Source organism: Falsiroseomonas sp. HC035, from assembly GCF_050563525.1.
Taxonomy (GTDB): domain Bacteria; phylum Pseudomonadota; class Alphaproteobacteria; order Acetobacterales; family Acetobacteraceae; genus Falsiroseomonas.
This window is the reverse complement of the sequence record NZ_JBNXUN010000006.1, coordinates 12,969-28,223: the sequence shown is the minus strand read 5'-3', so window position 1 is coordinate 28,223 and position 15,255 is coordinate 12,969. Positions and strand designations below refer to the sequence as shown.

General features: G+C 71.1%; 18 protein-coding genes. 8 read left to right on the top strand and 10 right to left on the bottom strand.

Annotated elements, in window-relative coordinates; all coding sequences use genetic code 11:
- Positions 1-163 precede the first annotated feature (163 nt).
- Entirely contained in the window at positions 164-2,653 is a 2,490-nt protein-coding gene (locus tag ACLF3G_RS14420; RefSeq protein WP_430670080.1) for a calcium-binding protein, read from the top strand.
- Positions 2,654-2,675: 22 nt separating this feature from the next.
- On the opposite strand, the gene ACLF3G_RS14415 is transcribed toward ACLF3G_RS14420, so the two are convergent.
- Entirely contained in the window at positions 2,676-3,284 is a 609-nt protein-coding gene (locus ACLF3G_RS14415; RefSeq protein WP_430670079.1) for a hypothetical protein, read from the bottom strand.
- Between the two features lie 92 nt (positions 3,285-3,376).
- Positions 3,377-4,198, bottom strand: coding sequence for a class I SAM-dependent methyltransferase (locus ACLF3G_RS14410; protein ID WP_430670078.1), 822 nt, complete (start codon positions 4,196-4,198; stop codon positions 3,377-3,379).
- A gap of 80 nt (positions 4,199-4,278) precedes the next feature.
- Here ACLF3G_RS14410 and gloB point away from each other — a divergent pair, with 80 nt between their 5' ends.
- From gloB to ACLF3G_RS14390, 4 genes are read left to right on the top strand one after another with little or no spacing between them, the layout of a single operon-like run.
- On the top strand, positions 4,279-5,016 hold the full coding sequence (gene gloB / locus ACLF3G_RS14405; protein ID WP_430670077.1) for a hydroxyacylglutathione hydrolase: 738 nt from the start codon (positions 4,279-4,281) through the stop codon (positions 5,014-5,016).
- A gap of 9 nt (positions 5,017-5,025) precedes the next feature.
- Positions 5,026-5,622 carry a glutathione S-transferase N-terminal domain-containing protein gene (locus ACLF3G_RS14400; protein WP_430670076.1) on the top strand — a complete coding sequence of 199 codons (597 nt, stop codon included), beginning with the start codon at positions 5,026-5,028 and terminating at the stop codon, positions 5,620-5,622.
- Between the two features lie 5 nt (positions 5,623-5,627).
- Entirely contained in the window at positions 5,628-6,068 is a 441-nt protein-coding gene (locus tag ACLF3G_RS14395) for a cupin domain-containing protein (RefSeq protein WP_430670075.1), read from the top strand.
- Positions 6,065-6,676: an SAM-dependent methyltransferase gene (locus tag ACLF3G_RS14390; protein ID WP_430670074.1), complete on the top strand. Its 612-nt coding sequence runs from the start codon at positions 6,065-6,067 to the stop codon at positions 6,674-6,676. Before ACLF3G_RS14395 ends, ACLF3G_RS14390 begins: the two co-directional genes overlap by 4 nt.
- A gap of 104 nt (positions 6,677-6,780) precedes the next feature.
- Here the strand turns inward: ACLF3G_RS14390 and ACLF3G_RS14385 are convergent, their stop codons facing one another.
- The 5 genes from ACLF3G_RS14385 to phbB form a co-directional block, all read right to left on the bottom strand.
- Positions 6,781-8,013 carry a hypothetical protein gene (locus tag ACLF3G_RS14385; RefSeq protein ID WP_430670073.1) on the bottom strand — a complete coding sequence of 411 codons (1,233 nt, stop codon included), beginning with the start codon at positions 8,011-8,013 and terminating at the stop codon, positions 6,781-6,783.
- Between the two features lie 92 nt (positions 8,014-8,105).
- Positions 8,106-8,951: an aromatic amino acid exporter YddG gene (gene yddG / locus ACLF3G_RS14380; RefSeq protein ID WP_430670072.1), complete on the bottom strand. Its 846-nt coding sequence runs from the start codon at positions 8,949-8,951 to the stop codon at positions 8,106-8,108.
- A 56-nt stretch (positions 8,952-9,007) separates the two neighbouring features.
- Positions 9,008-9,247 (bottom strand): hypothetical protein, encoded by a 240-nt coding sequence (locus ACLF3G_RS14375; RefSeq protein ID WP_430670071.1) that lies wholly within the window; start codon positions 9,245-9,247, stop codon positions 9,008-9,010.
- 65 nt (positions 9,248-9,312) lie between these two features.
- On the bottom strand, positions 9,313-9,954 hold the full coding sequence (locus tag ACLF3G_RS14370) for a YciI family protein (RefSeq protein WP_430670070.1): 642 nt from the start codon (positions 9,952-9,954) through the stop codon (positions 9,313-9,315).
- Positions 9,955-9,968: 14 nt separating this feature from the next.
- Entirely contained in the window at positions 9,969-10,691 is a 723-nt protein-coding gene (phbB, locus tag ACLF3G_RS14365; RefSeq protein WP_430670069.1) for an acetoacetyl-CoA reductase, read from the bottom strand.
- A 78-nt stretch (positions 10,692-10,769) separates the two neighbouring features.
- Here phbB and ACLF3G_RS14360 point away from each other — a divergent pair, with 78 nt between their 5' ends.
- Complete coding sequence (locus tag ACLF3G_RS14360; protein WP_430670068.1) at positions 10,770-10,907, top strand: hypothetical protein; 138 nt, start codon at positions 10,770-10,772, stop codon at positions 10,905-10,907.
- A gap of 97 nt (positions 10,908-11,004) precedes the next feature.
- A complete protein-coding gene (locus ACLF3G_RS14355) occupies positions 11,005-11,187 on the top strand; it encodes a hypothetical protein (RefSeq protein ID WP_430670067.1) in 183 nt (60 codons plus the stop codon).
- A 19-nt stretch (positions 11,188-11,206) separates the two neighbouring features.
- Here the strand turns inward: ACLF3G_RS14355 and metW are convergent, their stop codons facing one another.
- Entirely contained in the window at positions 11,207-11,806 is a 600-nt protein-coding gene (gene metW / locus ACLF3G_RS14350) for a methionine biosynthesis protein MetW (RefSeq protein ID WP_430670378.1), read from the bottom strand.
- 260 nt (positions 11,807-12,066) lie between these two features.
- Between metW and ACLF3G_RS14345 the strand changes: the two genes are divergently transcribed.
- Complete coding sequence (locus tag ACLF3G_RS14345) at positions 12,067-13,386, top strand: UDP-glucose dehydrogenase family protein (protein WP_430670066.1); 1,320 nt, start codon at positions 12,067-12,069, stop codon at positions 13,384-13,386.
- Between the two features lie 20 nt (positions 13,387-13,406).
- Here the strand turns inward: ACLF3G_RS14345 and ACLF3G_RS14340 are convergent, their stop codons facing one another.
- Together ACLF3G_RS14340 and ACLF3G_RS14335 are read right to left on the bottom strand one after the other, a co-directional pair.
- Positions 13,407-14,402 (bottom strand): NAD(P)H-dependent glycerol-3-phosphate dehydrogenase, encoded by a 996-nt coding sequence (locus tag ACLF3G_RS14340; protein ID WP_430670065.1) that lies wholly within the window; start codon positions 14,400-14,402, stop codon positions 13,407-13,409.
- A 16-nt stretch (positions 14,403-14,418) separates the two neighbouring features.
- Positions 14,419-15,246: a 23S rRNA (adenine(2030)-N(6))-methyltransferase RlmJ gene (locus ACLF3G_RS14335; RefSeq protein ID WP_430670064.1), complete on the bottom strand. Its 828-nt coding sequence runs from the start codon at positions 15,244-15,246 to the stop codon at positions 14,419-14,421.
- Positions 15,247-15,255 lie beyond the last annotated feature (9 nt).

Below are 15,255 nucleotides of genomic sequence, written 5' to 3'. Positions count from 1 at the left end.
CGACGTGCGTCGAACGCGCCTGACCGGCGCGATGTGCGTGGAGTTCTGATCCGGGCCGTCCAGGCCGACGGTGGCCGGTGCGGCGTCCATCTGGACGCCGCGCGCGCCGTGCCTATGCTGACTTCGCTGCGAAACCGAACCGGTGGCAGTGGAGGGCGCAGCGATGGCACAGTTTCGGATTACCCCGCTGACCGGCGGGCCGCTGCTGCAGGATGGAAGCGCGGGGCCTGACGTCTTCCTCACCTTCGGCACGCCCGGCCTGTTCGCATCCGGGCTGATGCAGGATGCTGGCGAAGGGCGCGACACGCTGCGCATCCTGTCGCCTGGCCCCCTGGTGGTCGGGGATGCAGCCTTCCTCGGGCTGCGAGGTTTCGAACAGGTCGTCCTGCGCGCCACCGGCACCGCCGGCCTGACCCTGGGCAGCGCGGCGGAGACCGCGCTGGGCCCGACCGCCACCATCACCCTGGCCCGGATCGCCACCGCCAGCCTCGACGTGGATGCCGCCGGGATCGCGACCCATTTGCGCCTGGTCGGCCGTGGTAGGGATGATCTGCTGCGCGGCGGCCTCGGCAACGACACCATCCTGGGTGGCGACGGCGCCGATACCTTGCAGGGCGGCGGCGGCAATGACCGGCTGACCGGCGGTGCCGGCGTGGACGTCTTCCGCATCGGGCCGGAGGCGGGCCATGTGGTCCTGGTGGACTTCACCGATGGCGAGGACCTGATCGATCTCTCAGCCTTCGATGGGCTGACGCTGGATGGACTGATGGCGGTCGCGACGCAGGTCGGCCGGGTCGTGCGGATCGACCTCGACGGCGAGATCCGGCTGACGCTTCGCAACACGGCACTGACCGACCTGCATGCCGGCAACCTGCTGTTCGGCCCGGTCGGTGACCCGCTGGAAATTGACGAACTGCGGCGGGAGGCCGGCGCGGACGGCGCGATGGGCCAGGCCGGCGAAGTGGTCCAGGCGACCCTGTTCGACCGCGACGACGTGCTGGCGGGCAGCGTGCGGGAGGACCTGGTGCGGCGCCACGGCCTGGCCGAGGGCGGGAATGGCGGCAGCGGCGACGATGGCGGCGACGGTGCGGAGGGGGTCGAGACCTACCTGTACACCGCCCCGCTGCGCACGCGGATCACGACGCGCGGGGAGGATGGCGCGGCAGGCCTCGACGGTGGTGGCGGCGGCGCTGCTTCGGCCATCGCGGATGGCGCGGGCACTCGCCTGGGCGGTGCGCTGGCCGGACGGGATGAATCGGAATTCCGCATGACCGCCCGGGGCGGCCAGGGCGGGGATGGCGGGGATGGCGGCTGGGGCGGCGATTCCGCGCCGGAGCGTGATGTCATGGAGCTGGATGGGGAGGGAAACCTGCTCGGCGGGCTGTACGACACCTCCGGCCAGGGTGGCAGCGGCGGCGCTGGCGGGGCCGGGGGCGCGGGGGGCGCCGCGCTGGCGGGCATCGGGTCCTATGTCGCTGCGTATGGACCCGGGGCCAACCACGCCCTCCATGCCTCGGCGACCGGCGGCGCGGGCGGCGAGGGGGGTTGGGGCGGCGATGGCGGCTGGGGGCATTTCGACGCGGATCTGTCCGACGGACGCGACGGTGGGGAGGGCGGTGCGGGCGGCGCCGACGGCCGGGGCGGCGATGCCCTGGCCCGCATCACCGGCCTGGATGCCCAGGCCGCACCCGGCACGGATTGGGTGCTTGTGGCGACGGCGCTGGGCGGCGATGGCGGCGACGGTGGCTGGGGCGGTGACGCCGGCTTCGGCAGCACGGGCTTTGAGCAGTACGCCAATGACGAGGTCGCCGGCGCCCGCGACGAAGGCTCGGATATCGGCGGCGATGGCGGCGCCGGCGGGGCCGGTGGTGATGCCGTGGCGGAACTGGTCGGCAACCGGATCGGCGCGGGGGGCGAGGCCGCGACCACGGTGCGGCTGGAGGCCGCGGCCATCGGTGGCTGGGGCGGCTTCGGCGGCTGGCATGGCTTTGGCGGGGGTGAGGAGGATGTCGGCACGACGGAGGAAGGCGGCATCCTCGTGACCAACCGCCTCGGCCTGACTGGTGCGGCCGGCGAGGATGGCGCATCGGGCGACGCGCGGATCGTGCTGCGGGACAACCTGGTGGCGACAGGCGGCGGCGACGACCTGCTGCAACTCGCCCTGTATTTCGACGGCGAGGAACTCGTGCTGGATTTCCTCGGCAACCGCTTCGATGGCGGGGGCGGGCGCGACACGCTCGACCTGTTCAACGTACAGATCTTCGGCGCCGTGGTGAACCTGCGGAACTTCACCCTTTCGCTGGACGGCCAGGCCGGCGCCAGCCTGATGCGCTTCGAGAGCTTCATCGGCACCAACCAGGACGACCGGTTCATCGACGGGGCGGAGGCGCAGATCTACACCGGTGCCGGAGGCGGCGACATCTTCGTCTTCGCCTCGGGCCATGGCCATGACAGCATCCAGGACTTCGTCCAGGGCGAGGATCTGCTCGATCTCAGCGCCTTCGGCTATGCGGACTTTTCCGCTCTCGAAATCGGCGTCAGTCCAGCCGGGGCTGAATTCGCCTATGCGGTGGTCACCACCTCCGGCGGGTCGTCGATCACCCTGTCCTTCGCGGCGGACACCGTGCTGACGGAGGCCGACTTCATCCTGTAGTCCGGTTGGACTGCAGCCGAACTTAGAAATCGTTCAGCAGGGCGTCGATTGCGGCCTGCCCGAGATCGCCGCCGGTGGGCGATTCGACGGTGCGGATGGCGGTCGCGATGGTTACCTGCTGCCGCGGCACCTCCGGCCGGGCGACGTCCGGGATCATCGTCTCCAGCATCGTCTCCACCTGTTGCAGGTGCTGGATGGCGCGGCGGATGCGCTGGCCTGTCACGTCCTGGAAGCTGCACGCCTCGAAGATCGCGTTCACCCGGTCCGCGATGGCGGCGACGCCGTTGGGATCGCGACCGGCGGCGACCCAGTCCTGGATCGCCTCGGCGGCTTCCATGATGGTGTTGGCCGCGGTTTCCGTCGCCTGCACCACTGCCTCCAGCTCCAGCCCGCTGTTGCGCGTCGCTGCCGCCGGCATGGCGACGAGCTGGCCGATCTGGTCGTGGATGCGCGCCAGTTCCTGGGACATGCGCTCCTCGCCCATGTCGGAGATCTCGACGCTGGCATGCAGCTCCGCGCTCAGCTCGGCGAAGCGACGATCCACGAAGCGATGCAGGTCGGCGAAGGCCGGCTGAAGCTCGGCCCGCATCGCCTCGCGAAGCGTCTCGGTGGCACAGATCGTCTCGGACATGGCGATGGTCCCCGGGGCGCTGGCGCCCGTCGGATCGGGTCGCGCTGACGAACCATGATGCCAGCTTCCGGTGAACAAGCGGTTGCCGGGGCTTACCCCGGCTGGTGCGGGCTGCCGGACCGGATGGCGACGCGGCCCGACATCGCCGGCGCCACCACGCGCCGGCGAACCGACACGGCGCCGGCCGGCATGGCGGAGAACAGGTCCTTCTCCGCCTCGATGATCGCGACGCCGGCAAGGCGCGGGCAGACCGCGCGGCCCAGCTTCTCGAACGGCGTCGCGGCGGCGCCGAGGAAGCGCAGGCCGAAGGGTGGCATGAACAGCGCCGCCTCCCGGCGTTCGACCCGGAACAGGTGGCGCGCCAGCAGGCGGGACAGCTGGCCGCGGGAATAGGGGTGGCCATGGCCGAAGGGCGTGCGTTCCAGATGCGCCCAGAGCCCGACCCGGTTCGGCACCACCACGATCATCCGGCCATCGTCGCGCAGCACGCGCCAGACCTCGCGCAGCATGCGGCGCGCATTGTCCGCGGCCTCCAGCCCATGCACCAGCAGCACGCGGTCGAAGCTGGCATCCGCGAAGGGCAACGCCTCCTCCTCCGCCACCAGGGTTGCGGAACGGGCGCCGGCGCCGGGCCAAGGGGGCGGCCAGAGGGGGGGGCAGGGGGTGTGGGTGCCGTTGGCGTGCGCACCATGGGCGGGGGTCAGCGCGATACAGCGCCCCGCCTCCCGTCGCCACAGGCCGAGATAGGGCGCCGCATGGCCAATGCCGAGCACCGCCTGGCCGGGCAGCGCCGGCCACAGCACCGCCAGCCGGTCCCGCACCAGCCTTGCGGCGACGGTGCCGCCGGCCGAGGCGTAGAAGGCCGGCAACCCCGCGGCATGGAATGCCGGCAAACCATGGACCTCGGTCGTCATGCCGGGGATATAGGGGGGAACGGTCCCGGTTTGGACCGGCATGGTTCAGGAACCTGACCACTTTGAAAGGGATGCGCGCGATGTCGGTGAAGGTGGAAGCGGTTCCCTGCCTCGAGGACAACTACCTTTGGCTGCTGCGGGATGTCCCGACCGGCGCCATCGGCATCTGCGACCCGGGCGAGGCCGGGCCGGCCATCGCCGCGGTGGAAGCCGCCGGCGGCCGGCTCGATGCGATCCTGCTGACCCACCACCACGGCGACCATATCGATGGCGTGGCCGAGCTGCGCGCCCGCTTCCCCGAGGCGCGGCTGATCGGTGGCGCGCCGGACGCGCACCGGCTGCCGAAGCTGGACCAGGCGGTGGGGGAGGGTGACGTCATCACCTTCGGCGCCGCCCAGGCGCAGGTGATGCACCTGCCCGGCCACACCACCGGCCACATCGCCTTCCACTTCGCCGCCGACCATTTTCTGCTGTGCGGCGACGTGGTGTTCGCACTCGGCTGCGGCCGGCCGCTGGAGCCGGGCGGGATGGAAGCGCTGTACCGGTCCTTCCAACGCCTGGCCAAGCTGCCGCCGGAAACCCGCTTCTGCTGTGGCCATGAATACACCGAGGCCAATGCCCGCTTTGCCCTGACCATCGAGCCCGGCAACAAGGCGTTGCGGGCGGAGGCCGAGGCGGCCGGCGCGCTGCGCGCCGCCGGACGGCCCACGGTGCCGACGACCCTGGCGCAGGAGATGGTCGCCAATCCGTACTTCCGCGCCCGCGACCTGGCGGAATTCACCGCCCGGCGCGAGGCCAAGAACCATTTCCGGGGATAACCGACGCCCATGAAGCTGCACCACGCGCCGACCAGCCCCTTCGCCCGCAAGGTCATGGCCTGCGCCATGCTGCGCGGCATCGAGACCCGCATCGAGATCGTGCCGACCGACCCGCACGCCTCCCCGGCCTCGCTGCTGCTGGACAACCCGCTGTCCAAGGTGCCGACCCTGGTCACCGACGACGGCCGCCCGGTCTACGACAGCCGGGTGATCTGCGAGTACCTCGACACTGTGGGCGAGGCGGCGCCGCTGTTCCCGCCGACCGGCAGCATGGCGCGGCTGTCCGCCCAGGTCTGCCACGCCCTGGCGGATGGCATCATGGATGCGGCGGTGGCGCGGCGGATGCGCTTCGGCAAGCCGATGGACGACACCCGCCTGGCCTATATCGCGCGCCAGAAGGCGGCGGTGGCGCGCGGACTGGCGGCGCTGGAAGCCGACCCGCCCGAGGCGCTGTCGCACATCGGGGAGGTCGCGGTGGCCTGCGCGCTCGGCTACCTGGATTTCCGCTTCGCCGACGAGCCCTGGCGCGCGGCGCATCCGCGTCTGGCCGACTGGTTCGAGAAGGTCTCGCGCGAGCCGGCGCTGGCGCGCACCGCGCCGGGCTGAGCGACATGGACCTGCGCGACCCAGCCTTGACCGGCGCGGAGGTGGTGGCGGCGCTCGGGCTGGCACCGCACCCGGAGGGCGGCCATTTTCGCGAAATGTGGCGCGACCGGCCGAAGGGGGGCGGGCGTGGCGCGGGAACCGCGATCCACTTCCTGCTCGATGCCGGAGAGCGCAGCCACTGGCACCGGGTCGATGCCGCGGAATGCTGGTTCTGGCAGGGTGGCGGGCCACTTCTGCTGTCGCTGTCGCAGGACGGGACAATTGTGGATCAGGAAATCCGGCTCGGCCCGCAGGATGCGGCCCTGATGGGCGTGGTGCCGCAGGGGTGGTGGCAGGCGGCGCGGCCGGCCGGGGACCGCTGGTGCCTGGTCTCCTGCACCGTCAGCCCGGCCTTCGATTTTTCGGGATTCGAACTGGCACCACCGGGTTGGAAACCGGGCGCATGAGCACGTCCCTCGCCTGGGACGAGCGGTACGCGGGCGGCAGCTTCCAGTTCGGCGAGGCACCGAACCGCTACCTGGAAAGCCTGGCGCCGCGGTTGCGGCCGGGGATGCGGGCGCTGGCAGTCGGCGATGGGGAGGGGCGCAACGGCGTCTGGCTGGCCGGACGCGGGCTGGTGACGACCTCGCTCGACTGGTCGCCGGTCGGGCTGGAGAAGGCGCGGGCGCTGGCCGAGGCGCGCGGCGTGGCGCTGGAGACGGTCGCCGCCGATGCGGCGGGCTGGGCATATCCGGCGCAGGGCTATGACCTGGTCGCCTGGATCTTCCTGCATCTGCCGCCGGAAGATCGCGCGGCGGCGGCGGCGGGCGTGGTGCGGGCGCTCGCGCCCAGCGGGTTGCTGGCGCTGGAATGCTTCTCCCCGGCCCAGCACGGCCGCCGCAGCGGCGGGCCGAAGATCCCCGCTTTGCTCTGGACCCGCGCCATCGCGGAGGATCTGTTCGACGGACTCGAGGTGCTGGAACTGCTGGAAGGCACCGTGCTTCTTGACGAAGGGCCGCGCCACCAGGGCCATGCGGAGGTGGTGCGTGGGCTGTGGCGCAAGCCGGGCTCGTAGCCTTGCAACCTGTTGAATCCGAGACAGGCACGCCATTCCGGCTGGATCAACCGAGGCGGAGGCGCCCCGGGGCGGGGGCGTGTCCTCGCGAATCCAAGGCCGGCTCAGGCGAAGTCGTAGGCGCCGTCGATCTCGTGCTGGGGGCCGGACCAGGCCGCCAGTTGGCTCTCGATGTAGCCGCGGACCTTTGCCTCGCGGCTGCCGGAGGCGGCCGGCTTCGCCCACTCGCCATGGTAGGTCCAGGTCGAGCCGCCCGGGATCTGGAAGCGCCAGCCACCGGCGCCGGAACAGCCGCGCTTGTTGAATAGGACATGCGCGATGACGTTGCCCTTCGGCACCAGCTTGTAGGCCTTCTCGCCCGGCCGCCACTGCTTGTTGCCCGCCAGCGTCATCTGGTAGGTCTCGGTGTCGAAGCCGCGCAGCCCGCGCACGTCCACGGCCCATAGCACCGCCACCTCGTTGTCCATCTCCCGGGTTGGAAAGGCGGTGGCGCCGTAGAGGTTGCGCGCGACGCACACGGCGGATTCGTTGAACAGGTCGCATTTGGTGGCCCAGACGCGCGGGGCGTTGGTGTCCCGGTCCACCAGGGTTCCCTCGACCTCCCAGCCCTTGATGTTGCGCATCAGGTAGCCGTTCTTCAACTGCGTGGTCATGCCGGTGGTGGTCACGCGACGGATGCTGTCGGCGTGACCATCGCCGCTGCCATCGACGCGGAAACCGATGCCAAGTCCGCAGAACGCGTCCGGCAGCCGACTGTCGCCGGTATAGTCGACCCGCATCAGGCCACCGCCCGCGGGAACCACGCCGGAGGGAACCGGCGCCTTGCTGTCGCCCGACACCGCGGTGGTGGCAGGCTCGAACATCTGGTGCGTCAGCTTGTCGTAGGATTTCTTGAAGCAGACGCGGGCCCAGCCGGCGTCGATGACGGCGAGCTGGTTCTGCGCCGTCATGTTCATGAAGGCGCGAATGGTCAGGATCCCGGGATAGGCCTGCCCACCAATGGTCAGGTTCTCGAACAGCGCGGCGGTGGACGATCCGTTGCCGGCTGCCGCCTGCGCGATGACGGTCGCAAGCGCCTGCAGCCGGCGCTCGGCGATCGGCGCGAGGCCCGCGGCCGGCAGGCCGTTGCGCAGGATGAGCGACTTGGCCGGGTCGATGCTCTCGATCGGCTTCAGGTGGTTGGTGATGGTCGGTGGCGCATCCGTGCGGCCTCCAACACGGTTGGAGGGTCCCTCCACCCGCAGGTTCTGCATGTTCTTGTAGATGGTCACGAGGTGGTTGTTGAGCCAGAACGGCCCCGCCTGCACGGCGACGGCGGCCGGCTGATGCAGTGCCATGCTCATCGGATGTCGCTGCCCATCTTGCGCCCTCTGGTTCGCCCGGGCGGCAGCCTAGCGATCAATACAGCAAAACAACAAGAATTCTTCGATCATCTGGACCGGGAGGCCATCCAGCCCCCGCCCGCCACCAACAGGACCGCCGCCGCGACGCGCCAGGTGAAGGCTCCCTCGCCAGCGACGATCAGCAGCAGCGTGGAGGCCACCGGCACGGCATAGGCCAGGGTGCCCAGCAGCCGCGGGTCGCCGCGCTTCATGCCGACGTCCCAAAGGAAGAAAGCCGCGCCGACCGGCCCCAGGCCGAGCAGCAGCACCGCCAGCGCCTGCCCGAAATCCGGCACCACCGTCGTCTCGAAGCCCAGATGCGCCAGCGCCGCCAGCGCCGCAGTGCCGAGGCAGAAGCCGGCCACCGCCTCGGTCGGCACCCGCGCCAGGCGTGGCATGCCGGCGGTCACCGAATAGACCGCCCACACCACGGCGCAGCCCAGCGCGGCCAGGAAACCGGGCGCGGCCTCCGGCGGGAAGGACGCACCGGTGCCGACCAGCAGGGCGCAGCCGGCGAAGCCGAGCCCGACTCCGGCCAGCCGGGCCGGCCCCAGCCGGAGCCCGCGCAGCGGCGCCGCCAGAAGCACGATCAGCAGCGGCCAGAGATAGTTGATGAGGTTGGCTTCCACCGCCGGCGCCAGGGCGAGCGCGGTGAAGTACAGGGCGTGGTAGCCGAACAGCCCGCCGATGCCGTGCAGCCAGGCGAGGGGCGGCTGCCGCAGCGCACCGAGGCCGCCGCGCAAGGCGACGACCGCCAGCCCCACCAATCCGCCGAGGGCGAAGCCCATGGCGGTGAGCTGCAGCGGCGGCAGCCCGGCCGCCAGCCGCGACAGCAGGCCGAGGAAGGCCCACAGCGCAAGCGCGCCGCAGCCGGCAAGGGTGGCGGGAGACATGGCAGCCTTCTAGGTCAGCCAGCCGCCATTGCGAACCCGTGCCGGCGCGTGGGGGTTCAGCGGTTGGTGCGGCCCCGGTGGTCTTCCGGAACAGCGCCGGTGCGGTCCGGGTCGTTCATCACATCGCCTTCGAAAGTGTTGTCGCCTTCGATCGGCTCCGGGTCCGTGGCATGGCCGAACACGCCCTTGGACGTACCGATGCCGGGATCGCGTTCAAGGTCGGAGGGCGGGCGGGGCACGTCCCCACCGGGTCCCTGCCGCCGCTCCGCCTGGTTCTTCGGATGCTTGTTGCTCATGGCCTCGCTCCTCCTGGTGCGGAGGAAAACGAGGCAGGCGGCCGCCTGTTCCTTGCGCCGCCCGTTCAGCCGGGAAGCCTGGCGTAGGGCAGCGGCCGCAGCGTGGTGGCGTGGACCGCGATGTCGCGCCAGACATCGCCGGTGACGTAGGGGTCGCCCTCCAGCCAGTTGCGGGCGGCCTCATGCGTCACATGCCGCGTCACCGCGATGGAGCCGACCATGCGGCCGTCCTCGCTGTCCAGGATGGCGCCGCCGAACAGCAGGGTGCCGCTGGCCGCCATCGGCTGCACCCGCTCGAAATGCGCCGGGCGGGCGGCGAGCCGACGTTCCGGCGCCTCCGCATCGGTGTCGTCCCAGGCGATGATGATGCTGTGGGTGCGGCCGTTGGGCGGCGGCTGACCGGGGGCTGGCCAGGGCTGGTAGGGCAGCGGCGCGATGCGGAACGGGTGGCTTTCCACCTTGCGCCAGACGTCGGAGTTGGCGAAGGGCTCGCCGGCCAGGTAGGCGTCGCGCGCCGCCGCATCGCCGGCCACCACCATCAGCGAGCCCAGGCTGCGCCCGGCCTCGTCATGCAGCGGCAGGCCGAGCAGCAGGCGCCCGGCCGCCGCCTCCGCCGTGATGTGCGCGACGTGGCGGTCGCGGGCGGCGGCGCGCCGCGCGGGCGCGCCTTCGTCGTCGCCGTCCCAGCCGAGGATCGCGTAGGTCATCCGACGCGCCTCCCTCAGTACATGTGCTGCCCGCCGTTGATCGACAGCGTCGACCCGGTGACGAAGTCGGCGTCGTCGGCGGTCAGGAAGGCGACGCCGCGGGCGATGTCGTGCGCGGTGCCGAGGCGGCCGCGCGGGATGCGGGCGATGATCTTCTCCAGCACGTCCGGCGGCACGGCGCGCACCATCTCGGTGTCCACGTAACCGGGCGCCACAGCGTTCACCGTGATCTGGTTGCGTGCGCCTTCCTGGGCCAGCGCCTTGGTGAAGCCGTGGATGCCCGACTTGGCGGCGGCGTAGTTCACCTGGCCGAGCTGCCCGGCCTGGCCGTTGATGGAGCCGATGTTGACGATGCGGCCGAACTTCCGGCTGCTCATGCCGTCCCAGACCGCCTTGCACATGTTGTAGCAGGAGCCGAGGTTGGTATCGATCACGTCGTCCCACATCTGCCGCGTCAGCTTGCGCATCATGGCGTCGCGGGTGATGCCGGCGTTGTTGACCAGGATCTCGACCGGGCCGACCTCGGCCTCGATCTTCGCCACCGCGGCGATGCAGGCGTCGTAGTCGCCGACGTCGAACTTGTAGCAGGGGATGCCGGTGCTGTCGGTAAAGGCTTTCGCCGCCGCGTCGTTGCCGGCGTAGGAGGCGACGACGGTGCGCCCGGCTTCCTTCAGGGCTTCGCTGATCGCGGCGCCGATTCCCCGTTGCCCGCCTGTCACCAATGCCACACGTGCCATGCCGGCTTTCCTCCCTGTTCTGTGCCCCGGGGCGGCCGCGCCAGATCCGGACCGGCCACCGCTTCCTGTTCCAACGCCGTGGCGCTGCAGGCCCATCCTCGCCCGGCCAGCTTCGCCGCGCAATTCCTGGCTTTGCCGGCCGATCCCAGGCCGGGTTTCAACGGCGAAGTCATCCGCCTTTATCGTTGGGCGAACGCGATGAACATTGGCGGTTGAAAAGGATACAAAGTTTTTGCGGCTTCACGTCGGCGTGATGAGTGTGGCATATCCTGCAACGGCCATGCCTCAACCTGTGCGCCCCAGGACCCAGACCATGTCGAGACAGCAGCCTGCCCCGGCCGACGCCGAGACCGATCGAAACGCCCTGATCCTGATCCTGGAATATGTCGAGGCAGAATGCCGGCGCCTTGGCGCCGATGCCGCGGCCCAGCATGCAGCGCTGGCGGCGGCCATGATGCCCGGCCTGGGCGCGCCGGCGGGCATCCGCCTGAACTGAGGGCCTGTTCGCGGCGGCCTCAGCGCCGCCGCAGCAGGAACAGCGCCTGCTCGCCGAACAGGTTCGCAAGCCAGGGCGAGCGTTTCCAGGGGGACCGCAGGCCCTTCTCGTCTACCGCCAGCCAGCGTTCCACGACGTAGTTCTCCATCGCGCACAATTCGAAGAAGTCGCGGATGGTGCAGGGGTGGATGTTGGGCGTCTCGTACCAGGGGCGGTCCCAGGTCTCGTTGTCCGGCATCCGGCCGGACAGCAGCAGCCTCAGTCGCAACTCCCAATGGCCGAAATTGGGGAAGGACACGATGGCGCGGCTGCCGATGCGCAGCATCTGGCGCAGCACCTCCCGCGGCCGCTCCACCGCCTGGAGGGTGCGGCTGAGCACCACGTAGTCGAAGGCGCCATCCGGGTAAAAGGCGAGGTCCGCATCGGCATCGCCATGAATGACCGGCAGGCCGGCGGCCACCGCCTCCGTCGCTTCCGCCATGTCGATCTCGATGCCGCGGGCGTCGGCGCGCTTTTCCCGCGTCAGGTACTCGATCAGCACGCCGTCGCCGCAGCCGATGTCGAGCACGCGGGCGCCCGGGTCGATCATCTCCGCGATCAGGCGGAGGTCGAGGCGCATGTTCTTGGCGACGAAGCGTACTTCCACCGCGTCCGGCACCCGCATCCCCGTTCCTGGCTGACCCCGTCCGTCTAGCTTCCGGCCGCGGCGGCGTCCAGTTTGCCGGCGGAGCGGGCTCGCCCGATGACGATCCCCCTGGCGATGCCGAAAACGTAGATGCCTGCGCGATCACATGAGGCGGAGAACGCCCGATCGCTGCGTTGGCGGGATGTTTGACCGCGCGGTAAGACAGCCGCGAACTTGCGGCAGCGGAGCAGCCTGTGCGGATAGCGATGATTGGTGCCGGCTATGTGGGTCTCGTCTCTGGGGCCTGCTTCGCCGAATTCGGCATGCATGTGCATGTGGTGGACGCCGATCCATCCAAGATTACGGCGCTGAACGCCGGCCGCATCCCGATCTACGAGCCCGGGCTGGACCGCCTGGTCGCCGACAACGTCAAGGATGGCCGCCTTGTGTTCGGCACCAGCCTGGATGCGGCGATGGAGGGGGCGGATGCGGTGTTCCTCGCCGTCGGCACGCCGTCCCGGCGTGGCGACGGCCACGCCGACCTGTCCTTCGTTTTCGCCGCCGCCGAACAGGTGGCGCGCGCGGCCAAGGGTCCGATCGTGCTGGTGACGAAGTCCACCGTGCCGGTCGGCACCGGCCGCAAGGTGAAGGAGATCGTCACGCGCATCCGGCCTGAGGTCGAGATCGCGGTTGCCTCCAACCCGGAATTCCTGCGCGAGGGCAATGCCATCGGCGACTTCATGCGGCCGGACCGCGTGGTGGTCGGCACCGAGGAGGGTGAGGCCGGCGAGCGGGCGCGGGAGCTGCTGCGGCGGATCTACCGGCCGCTGTTCCTGATGGAGACGCCGATCGTCAACACCTCGCTGGAGACGGCGGAGCTGACGAAATACGCGGCGAACGCCTTCCTGGCGATGAAGATCTCCTTCATCAACGAGATCGCCGACCTGTGCGAGAATGTCGGCGCGGATGTGCACGACGTGGCGCGCGGCGTCGGGCTGGATGGCCGCATCGGGCGCAAGTTCCTGCACCCTGGCCCGGGCTATGGCGGGTCCTGCTTCCCGAAGGACACGCTGGCGGTGGCGCAGACGGCTCGCGATTTCAACAGCCCCTTGCGCCTGATCGAGGCGACCATCGCGATCAACGACGCGCGCAAGGGGCAGATGGCGGACCGCATCATCGCGGCCTGCGGCGGCAGCCTGGTGGGCAAGACGGTGGCGGTGCTGGGGCTGGCCTTCAAGCCGGAGACCGACGACATGCGCGATGCGCCGTCGCTGGTGGTGCTGCCGAAGCTGCTGGAGGCGGGCGCGCGGGTGCGGGCCTACGACCCGGTGGCGATGGACCACGCCCGGACCATGCTGCCCGACGGCATCGAGTATGCCGACGGCGCGATGGACGCGGCGCAGGGCGCCGATGCGCTGGTGGTGCTGACGGAGTGGAACGAGTTCCGCGCGCTGTCGCCGGCCGGACTGCGCAAGGCCATGCGCGGCACCGTCATTGAGGATCTGCGCAACGTCTACGAGCCGGCGGCGATGCGCGACGCCGGCTTCAGCTACCGGTCGATCGGGCGGCCTTAGCGCCCGGCGCCTCGGCGCGACTACTCGTCGCGCCGGGGCCGGGCCAGCAGGCGGCCCATCGCCTCACCGATCGTCAGGTCGCCGGCCAGCAGATCCGCCACCGCGGCGCAGATCGGCAACTCGATGCGCGCCTTCGTCGCCCGCGCGACCAGAGCGGGCGCCGTTTCCACGCCTTCCGCCACGCCGACGCGACCGGCCAGCACCGTCTCCAGCGGCGCGCCGCGCGCCAGTTCCATGCCGAGGGACGTGTTGCGGCTGCCGGGGCCTGTCGTGGTCAGCAGCAGGTCGCCGAGGCCGGACAGCCCCGCCGCCGTTTCCGCCCGCCCGCCCAGCGCCACCGTCAGACGCGACAATTCCGCGAGGCCGCGCGTCACCAGCGCGGCACGGGCATTCTCGCCAAGCCCGGCGCCGATCACCGCGCCGGCGGCGATGGCGATGACGTTCTTTGCGGCGCCGCCGACCTGCACGCCCATCGGGTCGTCGCCGCCATACAGCCGGAAGCCGGCGGTGCCGAGCAGATCCGCCGCCAGTCCGCGCAGCCCGGCGTCGCGGCTGGCGACCACCGCGGCAGCGGGCAGGCCGCGCGCCACCTCATGCGCGAAGTTGGGGCCGGACAGCACGGCGGCCGGGGTGTGCGGCCGGGACTGGTGCAGGATCTCCAGCGGCAGGCACAGGGTGCCGCGCTCCACGCCCTTGGCGCAGACCACCAGCGGGCAGGTCGAGTCCGGCAGCGTGGCCACCACCTCCCGCAGGTGCTGCACCGGCACCACCAGCAGGGCGAACAGCGCCTCGGACAGCGCGGCGGCGGCATCGGCGGTGACGGTGATGGCCGGGCTCAGCGGGACGCCGGGCAGGTAGCGCGCATTCTCCCCGGCCTCGACGATGGCGGCGGCGCGGTCCGGATTGCGTGCCCAGAGGCTGACGGCGTTGCCGGCGCGCGCCGCCTGCAGTGCCAGGGCGGTGCCCCAGGCGCCGGCGCCCAGCACCGCGATGCGTCGTCGTGCGCGCTGCGGCATGCGTTCCCCCTGGTTCCTATTCCGGCGTGATTCGGCTGACGACGGAGGCAGCGCCGGCCTCCCCTTGTGCCAGGTGCGGCAGCAGGGCGGCCAGGATTGCCTCGGCGCGTCCGGCAAAGCCATGTGGTGGGTTGGCGACAAGCAGGCCGCAGCCATTCAGGCGGGTCGGGTCGGTCGGCTCCCGCAGCAGCAACTCGGCCGTGATGCAGTCCGGCACCTGGGCGTCGCGCAGCGCGGTGTGGAAGGCGCGGGGCGGGGCGCGGTGCTTGATCGGGTACCAGACAGCGACGATGCCAGCGCGGAAGCGATGGCGCAGGCGGGCGAGGGCGGCGGCCGCGCGCTCGAACTCGCCAGGCTGTTCGAAGGGCGGGTCGATAAGGATCAGGCCGCGGCGTTCGGGGAAGGGGGTCAGCGCCTCCACCGCCTCCCACGCATCGCGGCGATGCACGGCCACCTGGGGGTCGCCGCGGTAGCGGCTGCGCAAGGTGGCGTGATCCTCCGGGTGCAGTTCGCACAGCACGAGTTGGTCATCCTGGCGCAGCAGGGCTCGGGCCAGGTCCGGGGAGCCGGGGTAGATGTCGGGAAATCCGGCGGCGCGAACCAGCGCGGTATAATCGGCGAGCGGCCCCTCGGTGATGTCGGCGACCCGGCCGATGCCGGCCCGCCACTCTCCGGTGCGCGCTGCCTCCGCCGAGGCCAGGACGTAGCTGCCGATGCCGGCATGGGTGTCGAGCACCCGGAACGGCTTCGCCTTCATCCGCAACGCCTGCAACAGCGCGACGAGCAGGGCGTGCTTGGCAACGTCGCAGGCGTTGCCGGCGTGAAAGGCGTGGCGATAGTTCACGAAGCTGCG